At 64.2% G+C, this 16,080-nt stretch carries 17 protein-coding genes; 16 read left to right on the top strand and 1 reads right to left on the bottom strand.

Annotated elements, in window-relative coordinates; all coding sequences use genetic code 11:
- Nucleotides 1–3 precede the first annotated feature (3 nt).
- From pulD to ACKLKD_RS14425, 12 genes are read left to right on the top strand one after another with little or no spacing between them, the layout of a single operon-like run.
- Complete coding sequence (gene pulD, locus ACKLKD_RS14480) at nt 4–1,977, top strand: GspD family T2SS secretin variant PulD (protein ID WP_087805051.1); 1,974 nt, start codon at nt 4–6, stop codon at nt 1,975–1,977.
- Complete coding sequence (gene gspE, locus ACKLKD_RS14475) at nt 1,974–3,467, top strand: type II secretion system ATPase GspE (RefSeq protein WP_087805053.1); 1,494 nt, start codon at nt 1,974–1,976, stop codon at nt 3,465–3,467. Before pulD ends, gspE begins: the two co-directional genes overlap by 4 nt.
- Nucleotide 3,468: 1 nt before the next feature.
- On the top strand, nt 3,469–4,683 hold the full coding sequence (gene gspF, locus ACKLKD_RS14470; RefSeq protein ID WP_025714380.1) for a type II secretion system inner membrane protein GspF: 1,215 nt from the start codon (nt 3,469–3,471) through the stop codon (nt 4,681–4,683).
- A gap of 20 nt (nt 4,684–4,703) precedes the next feature.
- Complete coding sequence (gene gspG, locus ACKLKD_RS14465) at nt 4,704–5,126, top strand: type II secretion system major pseudopilin GspG (protein WP_087805054.1); 423 nt, start codon at nt 4,704–4,706, stop codon at nt 5,124–5,126.
- Nucleotides 5,126–5,641, top strand: a complete 516-nt coding sequence (gspH, locus tag ACKLKD_RS14460) for a type II secretion system minor pseudopilin GspH (protein ID WP_087805056.1) — start codon at nt 5,126–5,128, stop codon at nt 5,639–5,641. The genes gspG and gspH overlap by 1 nt, the downstream gene beginning before the upstream one ends.
- Nucleotides 5,638–6,003, top strand: coding sequence for a type II secretion system minor pseudopilin GspI (gene gspI, locus ACKLKD_RS14455; RefSeq protein ID WP_002889025.1), 366 nt, complete (start codon nt 5,638–5,640; stop codon nt 6,001–6,003). The genes gspH and gspI overlap by 4 nt, the downstream gene beginning before the upstream one ends.
- The gene (gene gspJ, locus ACKLKD_RS14450) at nt 6,000–6,596 is read left to right on the top strand and encodes a type II secretion system minor pseudopilin GspJ (protein ID WP_087805058.1); all 597 of its coding nucleotides are present in this window, start codon (nt 6,000–6,002) and stop codon (nt 6,594–6,596) included. The genes gspI and gspJ overlap by 4 nt, the downstream gene beginning before the upstream one ends.
- Entirely contained in the window at nt 6,593–7,573 is a 981-nt protein-coding gene (gspK, locus tag ACKLKD_RS14445; protein WP_025714376.1) for a type II secretion system minor pseudopilin GspK, read from the top strand. Before gspJ ends, gspK begins: the two co-directional genes overlap by 4 nt.
- Entirely contained in the window at nt 7,566–8,762 is a 1,197-nt protein-coding gene (gspL, locus tag ACKLKD_RS14440) for a type II secretion system protein GspL (protein WP_087805060.1), read from the top strand. The genes gspK and gspL overlap by 8 nt, the downstream gene beginning before the upstream one ends.
- Entirely contained in the window at nt 8,755–9,240 is a 486-nt protein-coding gene (locus ACKLKD_RS14435) for a type II secretion system protein M (RefSeq protein ID WP_025714374.1), read from the top strand. Before gspL ends, ACKLKD_RS14435 begins: the two co-directional genes overlap by 8 nt.
- A complete protein-coding gene (locus tag ACKLKD_RS14430; RefSeq protein WP_025714373.1) occupies nt 9,230–9,976 on the top strand; it encodes a type II secretion system protein N in 747 nt (248 codons plus the stop codon). Before ACKLKD_RS14435 ends, ACKLKD_RS14430 begins: the two co-directional genes overlap by 11 nt.
- Nucleotides 9,973–10,773 carry a prepilin peptidase gene (locus ACKLKD_RS14425; protein ID WP_087805062.1) on the top strand — a complete coding sequence of 267 codons (801 nt, stop codon included), beginning with the start codon at nt 9,973–9,975 and terminating at the stop codon, nt 10,771–10,773. The genes ACKLKD_RS14430 and ACKLKD_RS14425 overlap by 4 nt, the downstream gene beginning before the upstream one ends.
- Nucleotides 10,774–10,820: 47 nt before the next feature.
- Here the strand turns inward: ACKLKD_RS14425 and hrpB are convergent, their stop codons facing one another.
- Nucleotides 10,821–13,193, bottom strand: coding sequence for an ATP-dependent helicase HrpB (gene hrpB / locus ACKLKD_RS14420; RefSeq protein ID WP_087805064.1), 2,373 nt, complete (start codon nt 13,191–13,193; stop codon nt 10,821–10,823).
- A gap of 72 nt (nt 13,194–13,265) precedes the next feature.
- On the opposite strand from hrpB, the gene thpR reads away from it, so the two are divergent.
- The 4 genes from thpR (at nt 13,266) to gluQRS (ending at nt 16,077) form a co-directional block, all read left to right on the top strand.
- A complete protein-coding gene (gene thpR / locus ACKLKD_RS14415) occupies nt 13,266–13,802 on the top strand; it encodes an RNA 2',3'-cyclic phosphodiesterase (RefSeq protein WP_087805066.1) in 537 nt (178 codons plus the stop codon).
- Complete coding sequence (sfsA, locus tag ACKLKD_RS14410; protein ID WP_087805068.1) at nt 13,802–14,518, top strand: DNA/RNA nuclease SfsA; 717 nt, start codon at nt 13,802–13,804, stop codon at nt 14,516–14,518. The genes thpR and sfsA overlap by 1 nt, the downstream gene beginning before the upstream one ends.
- Nucleotides 14,519–14,680: 162 nt before the next feature.
- Entirely contained in the window at nt 14,681–15,136 is a 456-nt protein-coding gene (dksA, locus tag ACKLKD_RS14405) for an RNA polymerase-binding protein DksA (protein WP_002888845.1), read from the top strand.
- A 59-nt stretch (nt 15,137–15,195) separates the two neighbouring features.
- Nucleotides 15,196–16,077, top strand: a complete 882-nt coding sequence (gene gluQRS, locus ACKLKD_RS14400; protein WP_087805070.1) for a tRNA glutamyl-Q(34) synthetase GluQRS — start codon at nt 15,196–15,198, stop codon at nt 16,075–16,077.
- Nucleotides 16,078–16,080: the final 3 nt, after the last annotated feature.

Raw genomic sequence — 16,080 nt, 5'->3', positions numbered from 1 at the left:
ACCATGAAACGCCTGCGGAAAATGCTGCCTGTGCTGCTGGTATTAACACCACTTATATTTAGCCCGGTCGTCGCAGAGGAATTTTCCGCCAGTTTTAAAGGCACCGATATTCAGGAATTTATCAATACCGTCAGCAAAAACCTGAATAAAACGGTGATTATCGATCCCAGCGTACGCGGCACCATCACCGTACGCAGTTACGATATGCTTAATGAAGATCAATATTATCAATTCTTCCTCAGCGTACTGGATGTATATGGTTTCGCCGTGATTAATATGAATAACGGCGTGCTAAAAGTGGTACGTGCCAAAGATGCTAAAACCTCAGCCGTTCCGGTCGCCAGCGCGGCCGCACCCGGCGAAGGCGATGAGGTCGTCACCCGGGTGGTACCTCTGACTAACGTCGCCGCCCGCGATCTGGCGCCGCTGCTCCGCCAGCTGAACGATAACGCTGGCGCCGGCAGCGTGGTCCATTATGAGCCCTCCAACGTACTGCTGATGACCGGCCGCGCGGCGGTGATCAAACGCCTGCTGACCATTGTCGAGCGCGTCGACAACGCCGGGGATCGCAGCGTGGTCACCGTTCCCCTCTCCTGGGCCTCCGCCGCGGAGGTGGTCAAACTGGTTACCGAGCTCAATAAAGACACCAGTAAGTCGGCGCTGCCGGGTTCGATGGTGGCGAACGTGGTGGCCGATGAGCGCACCAACGCGGTACTGGTGAGCGGCGAACCGAACTCGCGCCAGCGCATCATCGCCATGATCAAACAGCTCGACCGCCAGCAGGCGGTGCAGGGCAACACCAAAGTGATCTACCTGAAGTACGCCAAAGCCGCCGATCTGGTGGAAGTTCTGACCGGGATCAGCAGCTCGCTGCAGAGCGATAAGCAAAGCGCCAAACCGGTAGCCGCAATCGACAAAAACATCATTATCAAAGCCCACGGCCAGACCAACGCCCTGATCGTCACCGCGGCGCCGGACGTCATGAACGATCTCGAGCGGGTGATCGCCCAGCTGGATATCCGCCGCCCACAGGTACTGGTAGAGGCGATTATCGCCGAAGTGCAGGATGCCGACGGCCTTAACCTCGGTATTCAGTGGGCCAATAAGAACGCCGGCATGACGCAGTTCACCAACAGCGGTTTGCCGATATCGACGGCTATCGCCGGCGCCAACCAGTACAACAAAGACGGTACCATCAGCAGCTCGCTGGCCAGCGCCCTCGGCTCGTTTAACGGTATCGCCGCCGGCTTCTATCAGGGGAACTGGGCGATGCTGCTGACCGCCCTCTCCAGCAGTACCAAGAACGATATTCTGGCCACCCCCAGCATCGTCACCCTCGACAACATGCAAGCCACGTTTAACGTCGGCCAGGAAGTTCCGGTATTAACCGGCTCGCAAACCACCTCCGGCGACAACATCTTCAATACCGTCGAACGTAAAACCGTCGGCATTAAGCTGAAAGTGAAGCCGCAAATAAACGAAGGCGATGCGGTACTGCTGGAGATTGAGCAGGAGGTGTCGAGCGTCGCCGACTCGGCCTCCAGCACCAGCAGCGATCTTGGCGCGACCTTCAATACCCGGACGGTGAATAACGCCGTACTGGTCGGCAGCGGCGAAACGGTGGTGGTTGGCGGGTTGCTGGATAAAAGCGTCACCGATACCGCCGACAAAGTGCCGCTGCTCGGCGACATCCCGCTGATCGGCGCCCTGTTCCGCTCCGAGAGCAAGAAAGTGTCGAAACGCAATCTGATGCTGTTTATCCGCCCGACGATCATTCGCGATCGCGATGAGTACCGCCAGGCCTCTTCCGGCCAGTACACCGCCTTCAACAATGCGCAAACCAAACAGCGGGGTAAGGACAGCAACGAAGCGTCGCTCAGCAACGACCTGCTGCATATCTATCCGCAACAGGAGACCCAGGCCTTCCGCCAGGTCAGCGCCGCCATTGACGCTTTTAACCTCGGAGGCCGCCCATGACGCCAGCCGCCGAACGCCGTCCGCTGCTGCCTTTTGCCTGGGCCCGTGCGCACCATCTTGTGCTGCTCAGCGACGGCGAACGCTGCGAAGCGCTGTGCCGCCCCGATACCACCGCCCGGGCGCTGCTGGAGGCGCGCCGCCTGGCGGACGGTCCAATGAACGTCAGCCGTCTGGCGCCGGAGGCATTCGAGAAAGTGCTGGTGCTCAGCTATCAGCGCGACTCGGCGGAAGCGCACCGCATGATGGCTGACATCGGCAATGAACTCGACCTCTATACCCTCGCCGAAGAGCTGCCGGACACCGACGATCTGCTCGACAGCGAGGACGATGCGCCGATCATCCGCCTGATCAACGCCATGCTCACCGAGGCCATCAAAGAGAAAGCCTCAGATATCCATATCGAAACCTACGAGCGCCATCTGCAGATCCGCTTTCGCGTCGACGGCGTGCTGCGCGAAATTCTGCGCCCGCAGCGGCGGCTGGCCGCGCTGTTAATTTCGCGCATCAAGGTGATGGCCAGCCTGGATATCGCCGAAAAGCGGGTCCCTCAGGATGGTCGCATGGCGCTGCGCATCGGCGGCCGGGCGATCGACGTGCGCGTCTCCACCCTGCCCTCCAGCCACGGCGAACGCGTGGTGCTGCGCCTGCTGGACAAAAACAGCGTCAACCTGGATCTGCTGACGCTGGGTATGCCGCCCGCCCTGCTCGATCGGGTCGACACGCTGATCGCCCGTCCGCACGGCATCATTCTGGTCACCGGGCCGACCGGGTCGGGGAAAAGCACTACCCTGTATGCCGCCCTCAGCCGCCTCGACGCCCACGAACGCAATATCATGACCATTGAAGATCCGGTGGAGTATGAGCTGGAGGGCATCGGCCAGACCCAGGTCAACGCCAAAGTCGAGATGACCTTCGCCCGCGGTCTGCGCGCCATACTGCGCCAGGACCCCGACGTGGTGCTGGTAGGGGAAATCCGCGATGGCGAAACCGCCCAGATCGCCGTCCAGGCCTCGCTGACCGGGCACCTGGTGCTGTCGACCCTGCACACCAACAGCGCGCTGGGCGCTATTTCCCGTCTGCAGGATATGGGCGTGGAGCCTTTTTTACTCTCCACATCGCTGCTGGCGGTAATGTCGCAGCGGCTGGTGCGCCAACTGTGCCCGCACTGTCGTCAGCCCAGGCAGGCGGATGCCGACACCGCCCGGCAGATGGCGGTCCCGACCGGCACGCCGCTGTGGCAGCCAACAGGCTGCGCCCAGTGTAATTTCACCGGCTATCGCGGGCGTACCGGCATTCATGAGCTGCTGCTAATCGACGATCGCGTGCGTGCCGCCATCCACCGCGGCGAGAACGAGATCACCCTGATCCAGCAGCTGGGGCCAACCTGGCAGACCCTGCGCCATGCCGGGCGCGACAAAGCGCTGGCGGGGATCACCAGCTGGGAGGAGGTGATGCGGGTCACCGAACAGCAAACGGCGGAAAACGACTGAGATGGCCCTGTTTCGCTATCAGGCGCTGGACGCGCAAGGCAAAACCCGCCGCGGCGTTCAACAGGCCGACTCCGCCCGCCACGCCCGCCAGCTGCTGCGCGACAAGGGCTGGCTGGCCCTGGAGCTGACGGCCGCCGATCCGGCGCGGCGACTGTGGCGCGGCGAGTTGCTCACCCGGCGCACCAGCGCCGGTGATTTAGCCCTGCTCACCCGCCAGTTGGCCACCCTGGTGGCGGCTGGCATTCCGCTGGAAAAGGCGCTTGATGCCGTCGCCCAACAGTGTGAAAAGGCGGCGTTGAGAACGTTAATGGCCGGGGTGCGCGGCAAAGTGCTCGAAGGCCACTCGCTGGCGGAGGCGATGCGCGGCTATCCCACCTGCTTCGACGGCCTGTTCTGCGCCATGGTGGCGGCCGGCGAAACCTCCGGTCATCTCGACGGCGTGCTTAACCGGCTGGCGGATTATACCGAGCAGCGCCAGCAGCTTCGCGCCCGCCTGCTGCAGGCGATGATCTACCCCATCGTGCTGACGCTGGTTGCCATCAGCGTGATCGCCATTCTGCTCTCCACCGTGGTGCCGAAAGTCGTTGAGCAGTTTGTGCATCTGAAACAGGCCCTGCCGTTCTCCACCCGGCTGCTGATGAGCCTGAGCGATATCGTACGCAGCGCGGGGCCCTGGCTGGTGCTGCTGTCGCTGCTGGCGCTGCTGACGTTACGCTATCTGCTGCGCCAGCCCGCCCGGCGGCTCGCCTGGGACCGGGCGCTGCTGCGCCTGCCGGTCATCGGGCGCGTGGCGCGCAGCGTCAACAGTGCGCGCTACGCCCGCACCTTAAGCATTCTCAATGCCAGCGCGGTGCCGCTGCTGCTGTCAATGCGCATCAGCGCCGGCGTCCTCAGCAACGCCTGGGCGCGCAGCCAGCTGGAAACGGCCAGCGAATCGGTACGCGAAGGCGTCAGCCTGCATCGCGCGCTGGAGGCCACCGCCCTGTTTCCCCCGATGATGCGCTACATGATCGCCAGCGGCGAGCAGAGCGGTGAGCTGACCGCGATGCTGGAGCGCGCAGCGGAGAACCAGGACCGGGAGCTGAGCGCGCAGATCCAGATGGCCCTCAGTCTGTTTGAACCCCTGCTGGTGGTCACCATGGCCGGCATGGTGCTGTTTATCGTGCTGGCCATCCTGCAGCCGATCCTGCAACTGAACACCCTTATGAGTATGTGATTGTATTAATGGAGAAAACTATGCAACGGCAACGCGGTTTCACGTTACTGGAAATTATGGTGGGGATCGTCATTCTCGGCATCCTCGCCAGCCTGGTGGTGCCTAACCTGATGGGCAACAAAGAGAAAGCAGATCGCCAGAAGGTGGTCAGCGATCTGGTGGCGCTCGAGGGGGCGCTGGACATGTATAAACTCGACAACAGCCGCTATCCGAACACCGAGCAGGGGCTGCAGGCGCTGGTGACCGCCCCGACCGCCGAGCCGCACGCGCGCAATTATCCGGAAGGCGGCTATATCCGACGTCTGCCGCAGGACCCGTGGGGAAATGAGTATCAGCTGTTAAGCCCCGGTCAGCATGGCGCCATCGATGTCTTCAGCGTCGGTCCTGACGGGATGCCTGACACCAATGACGACATCGGCAACTGGACGCTCGGGAAGAAATAGTGCCTCAGCGCGGTTTCACGCTCCTTGAGATGATGCTGGTTCTGCTGCTGATCGGCGTCAGCGCCAGCATGGTGCTGCTGGCGTTCCCCTCCGCCCGCACCCAGGAGGCCACGCAGATCCTGGCGCGCTTTCAGGCGCAGCTGGATTTTGTCCGCGAGCGCGGGCAGCAAACCGGCCAGCTTTTCGGGATCGTCATCCACCCTGACCGCTGGCAGTTTATGCGCCTGCAGCCTGCCGATGAAGGCGCTCCGGCGGCGGCCGACGACCGCTGGGGCAACGCGCAGTGGCTGCCGCTGCAGGCCGGGCGCGTCGCCACAGCGGAAAGCCTCCCGCGGGCCAGGCTGACGCTGCGCTTTCCCGATGGCCAGGCGTGGGATCCGGGCGAGCAGCCCGACGTGATCATCTTTCCCGGCGGCGAAGTCACGCCGTTTCAGCTGCGGATTGACGCCGCGACGGGCATCAACGTCGACGCCCAGGGCGACAGCCAGCCGCTGGCGGCGCGGGAGCAGCCATGAAACGTGAGGCCGGGATGACGCTTATCGAAGTAATGGTCGCGCTGGTGATTTTCGCCCTCGCCGGCCTGGCAGTGATGCAGTCCACCCTGCAGCAAACGCGCCAGCTTGGGCGTATGGAAGAAAAAATCCTCGCCAGCTGGCTGGCGGATAATCAGCTGGTGCAGCTGCGGCTGGAGAAACGCTGGCCTGCTCTTAGCTGGTCCGAAACCACCGTGGAGGCCGCCGGGACGCGCTGGTTCGTTCGCTGGCAAGGGGTGGAAACCGCGCTGCCGCAATTGCGGGCGCTGGACGTGGAGGTCCGACGGCAAAAAAGCGATCCCGCGCCGCTGGCGACCCTGCGCACCTGGGTGACGCCGCCATGATAACGAAAATGCGCGGTTTCACCCTGATTGAAACGCTGCTGGCGCTGGCTATCCTCGCCGTCCTTAGCGCCGCCGCCGTGATGGTGCTGCAGAACGTCATCCGCGCCGATGGCCTGACCCGCGAGAAGAGCCAGCAGATCGCCGCCCTCCAGCGCGCCTTTCGCCAGATCGCCGACGATGTCACGCACATCATTCCCCGTCGCGCCAGAAACAGCGACACGCTTTTCTTCGCCGGACGTTTCCAGTTGCAGAGCGACGACTGGGGGCTGGCCTTCAGCCGCAGCGGCTGGCCAAACCCGCTGGGGATCCTGCCGCGCTCGGAGATCCAGAACGTCAGCTACCGTCTGCGCCAGCAGCAGCTTGAACGGCTGAGCTTCGATCAACAGGATCCGCTGACCGGCAGCCAGCCGACGGTCCGGGTGCTGCTGCGCGAGGTGACGGCGTTTCGCCTGCGGTTTTACGCCGACGGGCGCTGGCAGGAGACCTGGGACCGCTCGCAGACGCTGCCCCAGGGGCTGGAGATCACCCTGACGCTGGCGAAAAGCGGGGAGATAACCCGCCTGTTTTTACTCACCCCGGGAGGCAGCCAGTGAAAAATCGGCAACGCGGCGTCGCGCTCCTGATGGTGCTGTTCATCCTAGCCCTGATGATGATCCTCGCCAGCGCCATGACCGAGCGCACCGCGGTCATGTATCAGCATACCGCCGTGACCCTCGATAATTTGCAGGCCAGATGGTACGCCCTGGCGGCGGAAAATATGGCCGCCGCGCTGCTGCAACGCGATGCGCTGGACTCACCCAGTCAAACGAACCTGGCGCAAAGCTGGGCGCAGGAGGGGCGCCGTTTTACCCTCGACGATGGCGAAATCCGCGCGACGATCCGCGACGGGCACGCCTGCTTCAACCTCAATGCCATTGACCATCGCGCGGACGAGGCTGGCGACGGAACGCCCTACCCGACCGACGTCTTCGTCCGGCTGCTGACGCTGCTCGGCGAGCCGCCGCTGCGCGCCAGCCAGATCGCCGCCGCCCTCGGTGACTGGACGGACAGCGACGGCCTGCCGCGGCTGAACGGGGCGGAGGACGAGGTCTATATGGCGCAAACCCCGGGCTATCTCGCCGCCAACCAGCCGATGCAGGATGTCAGTGAGCTGCGCCTGCTGGCCGGTATGGACGCCGCGCTCTACCAGCGCCTGCTCCCCTTCGTCTGCGTCCAGCCGGATGACGCGCTGCAGGTCAATATCAACACCCTGCGCCCCTCCCAGGCTGCCCTGCTGGTGGCCCTCTTTCCCGGCGATCTGACGCTGCAGGAGGCGCAACAGCTGCTGCACAACCGCCCGCGAACCGGGTGGAGCAGCGTCGCCGCCTTTCTCGCGCAGCCGACGCTGCAGAAAACCGATACCACGCTTGCCCGTCCCTGGCTGACGGTGCACAGCACACGCTTTATCGCCGCCTTTACCGTGGTGACCGGCAATCTCCGCTTTCAGCTGCACAGCGTCCTGCAACAATCGGGGCGCACCTTTACCGTCGTCCAGCGGCGATATGGACTCTCTATGGTGGTCGATGAATAAGATTAACGCTTCTCCCCAGGCCATGCTGATCGTGCGCCTCGCCGCTACGCAGGCGCCGCTGCACTGGCAACTCTTTGCCCCCGGCGAGCCGCACCACGAGGCCAGCGGCCGGTGGCCGGCTGACGACGCCAGCCCTTTCCCGGCGCTGGCGGCGCATTACCCTGCCTGGGTGCTGATCCCGGCCAGCGACTGCGCGTTTCACTCGCTCACCCTGCCAGCGGGCCTGCGTAAACCGCCGCTGCAGGTCGCCCCGTTTCTGCTGGAAGAGCAACTGGCCGACGATGTCGAAGCCACTCATTTTGCTCTGCTCCACCGCCAGCAGGCCCAGTGTGAGATCGTCGCCGTACAGCGGCAAAAAATGCACGACTGGCTGGCCCGCTGCGAGTCGCTCTCCTTAAGGCTCCTGGCGTTGACGCCCGACGTGCTGGCCCTGCCCTGGCATCCGCCGGCGTGGAGCGCGGTGCAGGCGGACGAGCAGTGGCTGATCCGCCACCAGCCATGGAGCGGCATGGCGGCGGAAAGTCCCTGGCTGGCGGAGCTGCTGCAGAGCGAGGCGGAAGAACCAGTCATCGACAGCTATTCACCGCCGCCCGAAGCGCCGGGCGTCTGGCGGGCGCAACCTGCGCAGACATTGCTGACCCTTGCCGCACGCCATCCGGCGGCGCTGAAGCTCAGTCTGCTGCAGGGGGAGTTCGCTCTCCGGCGGCGGCGGCTGGCGCAGGCGAGCTGGCGTCCGGCGCGGTATGCTGCGCTGGCTCTGGCGCTGCTGGTGGGGACAAACAGCGTGCTGGACCATCTCGATCTGGCGCGCCAGGCCGAGGCGGCGCAGCAGGCCAGCCGGGCCTTCTATCGCCACTGGTTTCCGGCGGAGAAAAAGGTAATTAATCCGCGACTGCAGATGCAGCAGCACCTGCAGGCTCTGGCCCGTCAGGCGCATCACGCCCCCCTTGTCGATCGCCTCAGCGCCTTGCAAAACATCCTCAGCGACACGCCAGGGATCCGTCTGCGGGCGCTGAGCTGGGATGCCGCGGGCAACCGTCTGCAGCTGGAAATCGCCGCGGTCTCTTCCCGGGCGCTGGAGCAGTTTACCCAGCGGGCGCAGCCGCGGTTTCGCGTCCGGCCGGGCGACATGATCACGAAACCGGATGGCATTGAAGGACAACTGACGCTGGAGGAAATCGATGGCTAATCTGCTTATCTGGTGGCGGCAGCGCACACCGTCCGAGCAGCGCCTGCTGCTGTGCCTCGCGGGGCTGCTGGTGGTCTGCGCCCTCTGGTATGGACTGTGGCAGCCCTGGCGAGCCCGCGAGGCGCAGTGGCGGCAAACCCTGGTGAAAGAACAGGCCAGCCTGCGCTGGATGACGGAGCAGGCTCCGCGCCTGCAGCAGCTCAGCCAGCAGCCCACGCCTGCGGCAAAAGAGGCCCTCACCGCGCTGGTGATGCGCGAGGCGGCGAGCCACGGGCTGGCCGTCGTCCGCCTGCAGCCGCAGGGAAAACGTCTGCAGGTCACCCTCCAGCCCTGTACCTTCCAGGCGCTGATCGACTGGCTGGACGCCCCGGCGATGCGCGGCGTCAACGCGGTTTCGCTGTCCGTGACCGGGCAGCCGTCGCGGCCCGGCTGGGTCACGGTCAACCATCTGCTGCTGGAGCGCGACGATGAAAGCTAAAGCGATCGCCGGTGGACTGCTGCTGGTGCTCTATCTGTTGTGGCTCGCCGCCACGGCTCCGGCGCGCCTGCTGACCCCCATGCTGCCGCCCGGCGTTCAGGTGGGCCACCTCAGCGGCAGCGTCTGGCGCGGCGAGGCGCAGCCGATCTACTGGCATGGCGAACGGCTTGAACGACTGGCGTGGTCGCTGACCCTGGCTGGCTGGCAGATCGCGCTCAGCGATCCGCGCGGGGTGGAAGGCCAGGCCCGGCTGTGGGGCCTGCGCGAACTGAGCCTGCAGGAGGGGCGGCTCACCGCTCCCGCCAGCCTGCTCAGCCGCTGGTTGATGCCAACGATGCCGGTCAGCGCGGATGGGGAAGTCACCTTCACCCTCACCGAAGGGCGGTTCAGTGACGGGCGCTGTCGGCAAATTACCGCCGGTGGCGCGCTGTGGCGGCAGGCCCGACTGCACTCCCCGGTCGGCAGCCTGGAGCTGGCTCAGGTTAATGGCACCTTCCGCTGCACGGCAGACGGCGCCGTGGCGCTGACCCTCCGTCAGGACTCTCATCAGCTGAGCCTCAGCGGCCAGGGAACCCTGTCGCCCGATGGCCGCTATCTGTTTCGCGGTACGCTGCAGCCCCGGCAGGGGATGCCGCCGCTGCTGGCACTGCTGGTCACGCGCCCGACAGGGAATAACGCCCCGGGCCCGACGCCGTGGCAGCTACAGGGAAAATGGTTACACCAGGAGCAAAAATGACGACATTAGCCGCATTATCGCTGCACTTCCCCCTTGTCTGGTATGGCTTCCTGCTGCTGTTCGGTCTGGCGCTGGGCAGCTTTTACAATGTGGTGATCTATCGTCTGCCGCGCATGCTGACCCAGACCGCGGACGATGAGCGGATAACCCTCAGCACCCCGGGATCATCCTGCCCGCAGTGCCGCCAGCCGATCGCCTGGCGGGACAATATCCCGCTGCTCAGCTTCTTCTGGCTGGGCCGTCGCGCCCGCTGCTGTCAGGCGAGCATCGCGTGGAGCTATCCGCTGACCGAGCTGGCCACCGGCCTGTTGTTTATGCTCGCCGGGGCATTGCTCGCGCCGGGCCTGCCGCTGGCGGGCGGGCTGGTGCTACTCTCGTTCCTGCTGATACTGGCGCGGATTGACGCCCGGACCCAGCTGCTGCCCGACCGTCTGACGCTGCCCCTGCTGTGGGCCGGGCTGCTGTTCAATCTTAACGAGGTGTACATTGCCCTGCCGGAGGCGGTCGCCGGGGCGATGGCCGGTTATCTGGCGCTGTGGTCGGTGTACTGGCTGTTCCGCCTGCTGACCGGGAAAGAGGCGCTGGGCTATGGCGATTTTAAGCTGCTGGCGGCGCTGGGCGCCTGGTGCGGCTGGCAGGTTCTGCCGCAGGTGCTGTTGCTCGCTTCGGCCAGCGGGCTGGTATGGACCCTGCTGCAACGCCTGTGGACCCGGCAGTCGCTACAGCAGCCGCTGGCCTTTGGCCCCTGGCTGGCGCTGGCGGGAGGGGGCACTTTTCTCTGGCAGCAGATGGTCTAGCGTTTACGAGCCGACTGGCCGGGCAGGATACCGCCCGGCAGCGGCGGCTACGAATATTTTTTGCTACGGCGGGTCGGGGCGGTGTTGGCCGGATCGTCCGGCCAGACGTGTTTCGGGTAGCGTCCCTTCATCTCTTTCTGCACCTCACGGTAGCTCCCCTGCCAGAAGGCGCTCAGGTCGCGGGTGATCTGCAGTGGACGCTGGGCGGGCGACAGCAGCTCCAGCACCAGCGGCACTCGCCCCTCGGCGATCACCGGGTTCGTGGCTTCGCCGAACATCTCCTGCATACGCACCGCCAGCGCCGGCGGGTTTTCCGCATGGTAGCGGATCGCCAGACGACTGCCGGTCGGCACGGTATAGTGCGTCGGCAGCTCGCGATCCAGCTTCTGGCGCAGCGGCCACGGCAGCCAGTCCTGGAGCGCCTGACGCAGATCCAGCGCCTTCAGCGCCCGCAGGGAATGGACGCCGTTCATCTGCGGCAACAGCCATGCCTCCAGCGAAGCCAGTAGCGAAGCGTCATCCACCGCGGGCCATGCCTCTTCCGGCAGCCACTGCGCCGCGCAGTGCAGCCGCAGGCGCAGCTGCTCGGCCTCTGGCGTCCAGTTAAGCACCCCGAGGCCTTTCTCACGAATACCGTTGAGCATCGCCTGATGCAGCTCCGCCTCAGAGGGCTTCGCCAGCGGCTGGGTCTTGATCACCAGCTGGCCTATTACCGTCCGCCGCCAGGCTTTCAGGGTACCCTGGGCCTCATCCCACTCCACCGTGTCGGAACGCTGCGCCAGCTCGGGACGGGCGGCGATCAGCTCGCCGATATCCACCGGCAGAGCCAGCAGCATGCGGGCATCCGGCGAGGCGCTGCCCTGCAGCAGCAGCGGAGCGATCAGCCACTCGTGGCGGCCGAGCGCGTCGTCGGCGTCCAGCATCGCGCCCATGCCGTTCGCCAGCTGGTAGCGCCCCTCCTGGCCGCGGCGACGAGCGATGCGATCGGCGAAGGCCGACGCCAGCAGCGCCGCCATTTCTCCGGCATCGGGCTGGCCGCCGCGGCGGGCCAGACGCTTCATCAGCTGCTGCGCCCGCTGCTGCCAGTTGGCCTGCTGGCGGGAAAAGACAGCGCCCAGATCCACCAGCCCGCCGCGCGGCGGCTCCTCGAGGATCGCCGCCAGCCGCGGCTCGTTGCCAAGGGTCGCCATTTTGCGGCCAAACGCCGACAGCCGCTCGCCGTCCAGCGCCGACAGCGCCTCCAGCAGGCGGCGCGCAGCGGCCAGGTTGACCGCCGGCGGTTGATCCAGCCAGGCCAGGGCGGCCGGATCGTGGCAGCCCCACTGCAGCAGCTCCAGCAGCAGCGCCGACAGATCGCTGTGCAGGATCTCCGGTTCGCTCTGCGCCGCCGCCCGTTCGGCCTGTTCTTTGCCGAGCAAATGCAGGCAGATCCCCGGGGAGAGGCGTCCGGCGCGCCCGGCGCGCTGCGTCATTGATGCCTGGCTGATGCGCTGCGTCACCAGCCGGGTCAGCCCGGTGCGCGGGTCGAAGCGGGCGACCCGCTCCTGGGCGCTGTCGACCACCAGGCGGATCCCCTCGATGGTCAGACTGGTCTCGGCAATGTTGGTGGCCAGCACCACTTTGCGCTTTCCGGCTGGCGCCGGAAGGATCGCTTTGCGCTGCTCGCTTAAGGGCAACGCGCCATACAGCGGGCAGAGAATGACATCCTCCGCCACGCGCTCCGTCAGCTGTTCCTGAACGCGCTGGATCTCGCCGACGCCGGGCAGAAACAGCAGCATCGACCCCGGTTCCTGCCGCAGGAGATCCGCCGCCGCGACCGCCACCGCCTCATCAAAACGCTGGTGCGCGGAGAGCGGGCTGAAGCGACGCTCCACCGGATAAGCGCGCCCCTCCGAGACCACCACCGGCGCGTCAGGCAGCAGACGCTGCAGGCGATCGTTATCGAGGGTCGCCGACATAATCAGCAGCTTGAGATCGTCACGTAACCCCTGCTGGACGTCGAGCAGCAGGGCCAGGGCCAGATCCGCCTGCAGGCTGCGCTCGTGAAACTCATCGAGGATCACCAGCCCCACGCCCGCCAGCTCTGGATCGCGCTGGATCATGCGCGTCAGGATCCCCTCCGTAACCACCTCCAGGCGGGTCTGCGGCCCGACGCAGGTTTCGGCGCGCATGCGGTAACCCACGGTCTCCCCCGCCTTTTCGCCAAGTAATTCAGCCAGCCGCTGCGCGACATTACGCGCCGCCAGGCGCCTCGGCTCCAGCAGGATAATGCGTCCCGCGATGTGGCCCTCGGCGAGGATCTGCAGCGGCAGCCAGGTCGATTTCCCGGCGCCGGTCGGCGCATTGAGCAAAACCTGCGGCGCATGCTGCAGGGCGGATAACAGTTCTGGGAGGACAGCGGCAACCGGCAATGAGGACACAAAAGGCTCCGGGGGTTAACATTCAGGGGCTCGCATTGTAGCATCCCCCTAATTCATTACCGAGTCTCTATCATGTCTGAGCCGAAAAGGCTGTTTTTTGCGCTTGAACTGCCGTCTGTCGTCCAGAAGCAGATTGTCCAGTGGCGGGCAACGCACTTCCCCGAAGATGCCGGCAGGCCCATCGCGGCGGATAATCTTCATCTGACGCTGGCGTTTCTCGGCGAGGTGAGCGCGGAAAAACAGCGGGCGCTGGCCGCCCTTGCCGGCCGCCTGCGTCAGCCGGGCTTTACCCTGACGCTGGACGATGCCGGACAGTGGCTGCGCTCGCGGGTGGTGTGGCTCGGAACCCGTCAGCCGCCGCGCGGCCTGCTGCAGCTCGCCAGCATGCTGCGCGCTCAGGCGGCGCGCAGCGGCTGCTACCAGAGCCCGCAGCCGTTTCACCCGCATATTACCCTGTGGCGCGACGCCCGCCAGGCGGTGCCGATCCCGGCTCCCGGCTTTCGCTGGACGTTTCCGGTGAACGAGTTCGTGCTGTTTGAGTCCAGCTTTAGCCGCGGGCGCACGCGCTACACGGCGCTGGAACGTTATCCGTTTGATAAGGAAAGTTGATGCAGTTTGATCCGCCGTTGCAGCCCGCCATTTTGCTTAAACGTTACAAACGATTTCTTGCTGACGTGGTCACCCCCGATGGTCGCGAGCTGACGCTCCACTGCCCGAATACCGGGGCAATGACCGGTTGCGCCGCCCCGGGCGACACCGTCTGGTATTCCACCTCGGCCAATGCGAAGCGCAAATATGCCCACACCTGGGAATTAACTGAAACGCAGCAAGGCGCGATTATTTGCGTCAATACGCTGCGCGCAAATTCGCTGGCGAAAGAGGCGATTTCTGCCGGGATAATTCCTGAACTTTCAGGCTATAACCAGCTGAAAAGCGAAGTGAAATATGGCGAAGAAAATAGCCGTATCGATATTATGTTACAGGCAGATGACCGACAAAACTGCTATATTGAAGTGAAATCGGTTACGTTGGCGGAGAAAGAATACGGTTATTTCCCCGATGCAGTGACCACGCGCGGCCAGAAGCACCTGCGGGAGCTGATGGCCGTCGCGGCGAATGGCGACCGCGCGGTGATTTTATTTGCCATCCTGCATTCGGCAATTGACCGTTTTTCTCCCGCGCATCATATTGATGCCAGATACGCACAGCTGTTAACAGAAGCCCAGGACAAGGGGGTGGAAATTCTCGCCTGGAAAGCGGAACTTTCTACGACGAGGATGACTCTGAATAAGCCGATCGCCGTGGTGTTAAACCCCGGTAAATAAGTGGCTAAATAGTGTTCGGGTCGCAAGCGCGAATACGCTTTTCTTCACAGGGTTGTCAAGTGTAACGTTTAGATAATTGCTATCCGGAAAAGCATCTGCTATTTATAGCGGCCTGATTTTCCCCCACATGGGGATCGATAGTGCGTGTTAAGGAGAAGCAACATGCAAGAAGGGCAAAACCGTAAAACATCGTCCCTGAGTATTCTCGCCATCGCTGGGGTGGAGCCGTACCAAGAGAAACCGGGCGAAGAGTATATGAACGAAGCCCAGCTGGCGCACTTCAAGCGTATTCTTGAAGCATGGCGTAATCAACTCAGGGATGAAGTGGATCGCACCGTATCGCACATGCAGGATGAAGCAGCTAACTTCCCGGACCCGGTAGACCGTGCCGCCCAGGAAGAAGAGTTCAGCCTGGAACTGCGTAACCGCGACCGCGAACGTAAACTGATCAAAAAGATCGAGAAAACGCTGAAAAAAGTTGAAGACGAAGACTTCGGCTACTGCGAATCCTGCGGCGTGGAGATCGGCATTCGCCGTCTGGAAGCGCGTCCGACAGCGGATCTGTGCATTGACTGCAAAACCCTGGCGGAAATTCGCGAAAAACAGATGGCGGGCTAATCCCCTGCTGCCTCACTCTCTGGCGGGAGTCTCTCCCGCCTGGTTCTGTTGTCCGTACCATGACTGACTCACACTATATAGGGCGCTTTGCTCCCTCCCCCTCCGGTGAACTCCACTTCGGCTCTCTGATTGCCGCGCTCGGCAGCTACCTGCAAGCCCGCGCGAACCAGGGTATCTGGCGTGTTCGTATTGAAGATATCGATCCACCGCGCGAAGTCCCCGGGGCCGCCGATACCATCCTGCGCCAACTTGACCACTATGGCCTGCACTGGGATGGCGACGTGCTCTGGCAGTCGCAACGGCACGAGGCCTACCGCGAGGCGCTGGCGTGGCTGGGCGAGCAGGGGCTGAGCTACTACTGCACCTGCACCCGTGCGCGGATCCACGCCGTCGGCGGGATTTACGATGGTCACTGCCGCGACCTTGGGCTGGGGGCGGAAAACGCCGCGCTGCGCCTGCGCCAGACTCGCCCGGTGCTGCAGTTTAGCGACCGCCTGCGCGGCACGCTCGTCGCCAATGAGCCGCTGGCGCGGGAGGATTTTATTATCCACCGTCGCGACGGGCTGTTTGCCTATAATCTGGCGGTGGTGGTCGATGACCACTTCCAGGGGATCACCGAGATCGTTCGCGGCGCCGATCTGATTGAGCCGACGGTGCGGCAGATTTCGCTGTATCAGCATTTTGGCTGGCAGGCCCCGGACTATCTCCATCTGCCGCTGGCTCTCAATGCTGACGGGAATAAACTCTCTAAACAAAACCACGCGCCGGCGCTGCCGGAAGGCGATCCACGCCCCGAAATCGTCCGGGCGCTCCGCTTTCTGAATCAGGCAATCCCCGGGGAGTGGCAGGCCCTGAGCATCGACGATTTACTCGCCCAGGCCGTCGCCAACTGGCAGCCGGCGAAAATCGAGCATTCTCAAATGGCTCCCGCTGAGCTATGATTA

It is taken from the genome of Klebsiella sp. 10982 (genome assembly GCF_048589245.1).
GTDB classification, from domain to species: domain Bacteria; phylum Pseudomonadota; class Gammaproteobacteria; order Enterobacterales; family Enterobacteriaceae; genus Klebsiella; species Klebsiella quasivariicola.
Note: the sequence above shows the minus strand (reverse complement) of the source record. Positions and strands in the feature narration are given on the sequence as shown.

Excerpts from the sequence above, each read along its gene's own strand:
- gspI (WP_002889025.1), top strand. The coding sequence starts at position 5,638 with ATGAAACGTGAGGCCGGGATGACGCTTATCGAAGTAATGGTCGCGCTG.
- gspG (WP_087805054.1), top strand. The coding sequence starts at position 4,704 with ATGCAACGGCAACGCGGTTTCACGTTACTGGAAATTATGGTGGGGATC.
- ACKLKD_RS14430 (WP_025714373.1), top strand. The coding sequence starts at position 9,230 with ATGAAAGCTAAAGCGATCGCCGGTGGACTGCTGCTGGTGCTCTATCTG.
- gluQRS (WP_087805070.1), top strand. The coding sequence starts at position 15,196 with ATGACTGACTCACACTATATAGGGCGCTTTGCTCCCTCCCCCTCCGGT.
- ACKLKD_RS14435 (WP_025714374.1), top strand. The coding sequence starts at position 8,755 with ATGGCTAATCTGCTTATCTGGTGGCGGCAGCGCACACCGTCCGAGCAG.
- ACKLKD_RS14425 (WP_087805062.1), top strand. The coding sequence starts at position 9,973 with ATGACGACATTAGCCGCATTATCGCTGCACTTCCCCCTTGTCTGGTAT.
- dksA (WP_002888845.1), top strand. The coding sequence starts at position 14,681 with ATGCAAGAAGGGCAAAACCGTAAAACATCGTCCCTGAGTATTCTCGCC.
- gspJ (WP_087805058.1), top strand. The coding sequence starts at position 6,000 with ATGATAACGAAAATGCGCGGTTTCACCCTGATTGAAACGCTGCTGGCG.
- pulD (WP_087805051.1), top strand. The coding sequence starts at position 4 with ATGAAACGCCTGCGGAAAATGCTGCCTGTGCTGCTGGTATTAACACCA.
- gspL (WP_087805060.1), top strand. The coding sequence starts at position 7,566 with ATGAATAAGATTAACGCTTCTCCCCAGGCCATGCTGATCGTGCGCCTC.
- gspE (WP_087805053.1), top strand. The coding sequence starts at position 1,974 with ATGACGCCAGCCGCCGAACGCCGTCCGCTGCTGCCTTTTGCCTGGGCC.
- thpR (WP_087805066.1), top strand. The coding sequence starts at position 13,266 with ATGTCTGAGCCGAAAAGGCTGTTTTTTGCGCTTGAACTGCCGTCTGTC.
- sfsA (WP_087805068.1), top strand. The coding sequence starts at position 13,802 with ATGCAGTTTGATCCGCCGTTGCAGCCCGCCATTTTGCTTAAACGTTAC.
- gspF (WP_025714380.1), top strand. The coding sequence starts at position 3,469 with ATGGCCCTGTTTCGCTATCAGGCGCTGGACGCGCAAGGCAAAACCCGC.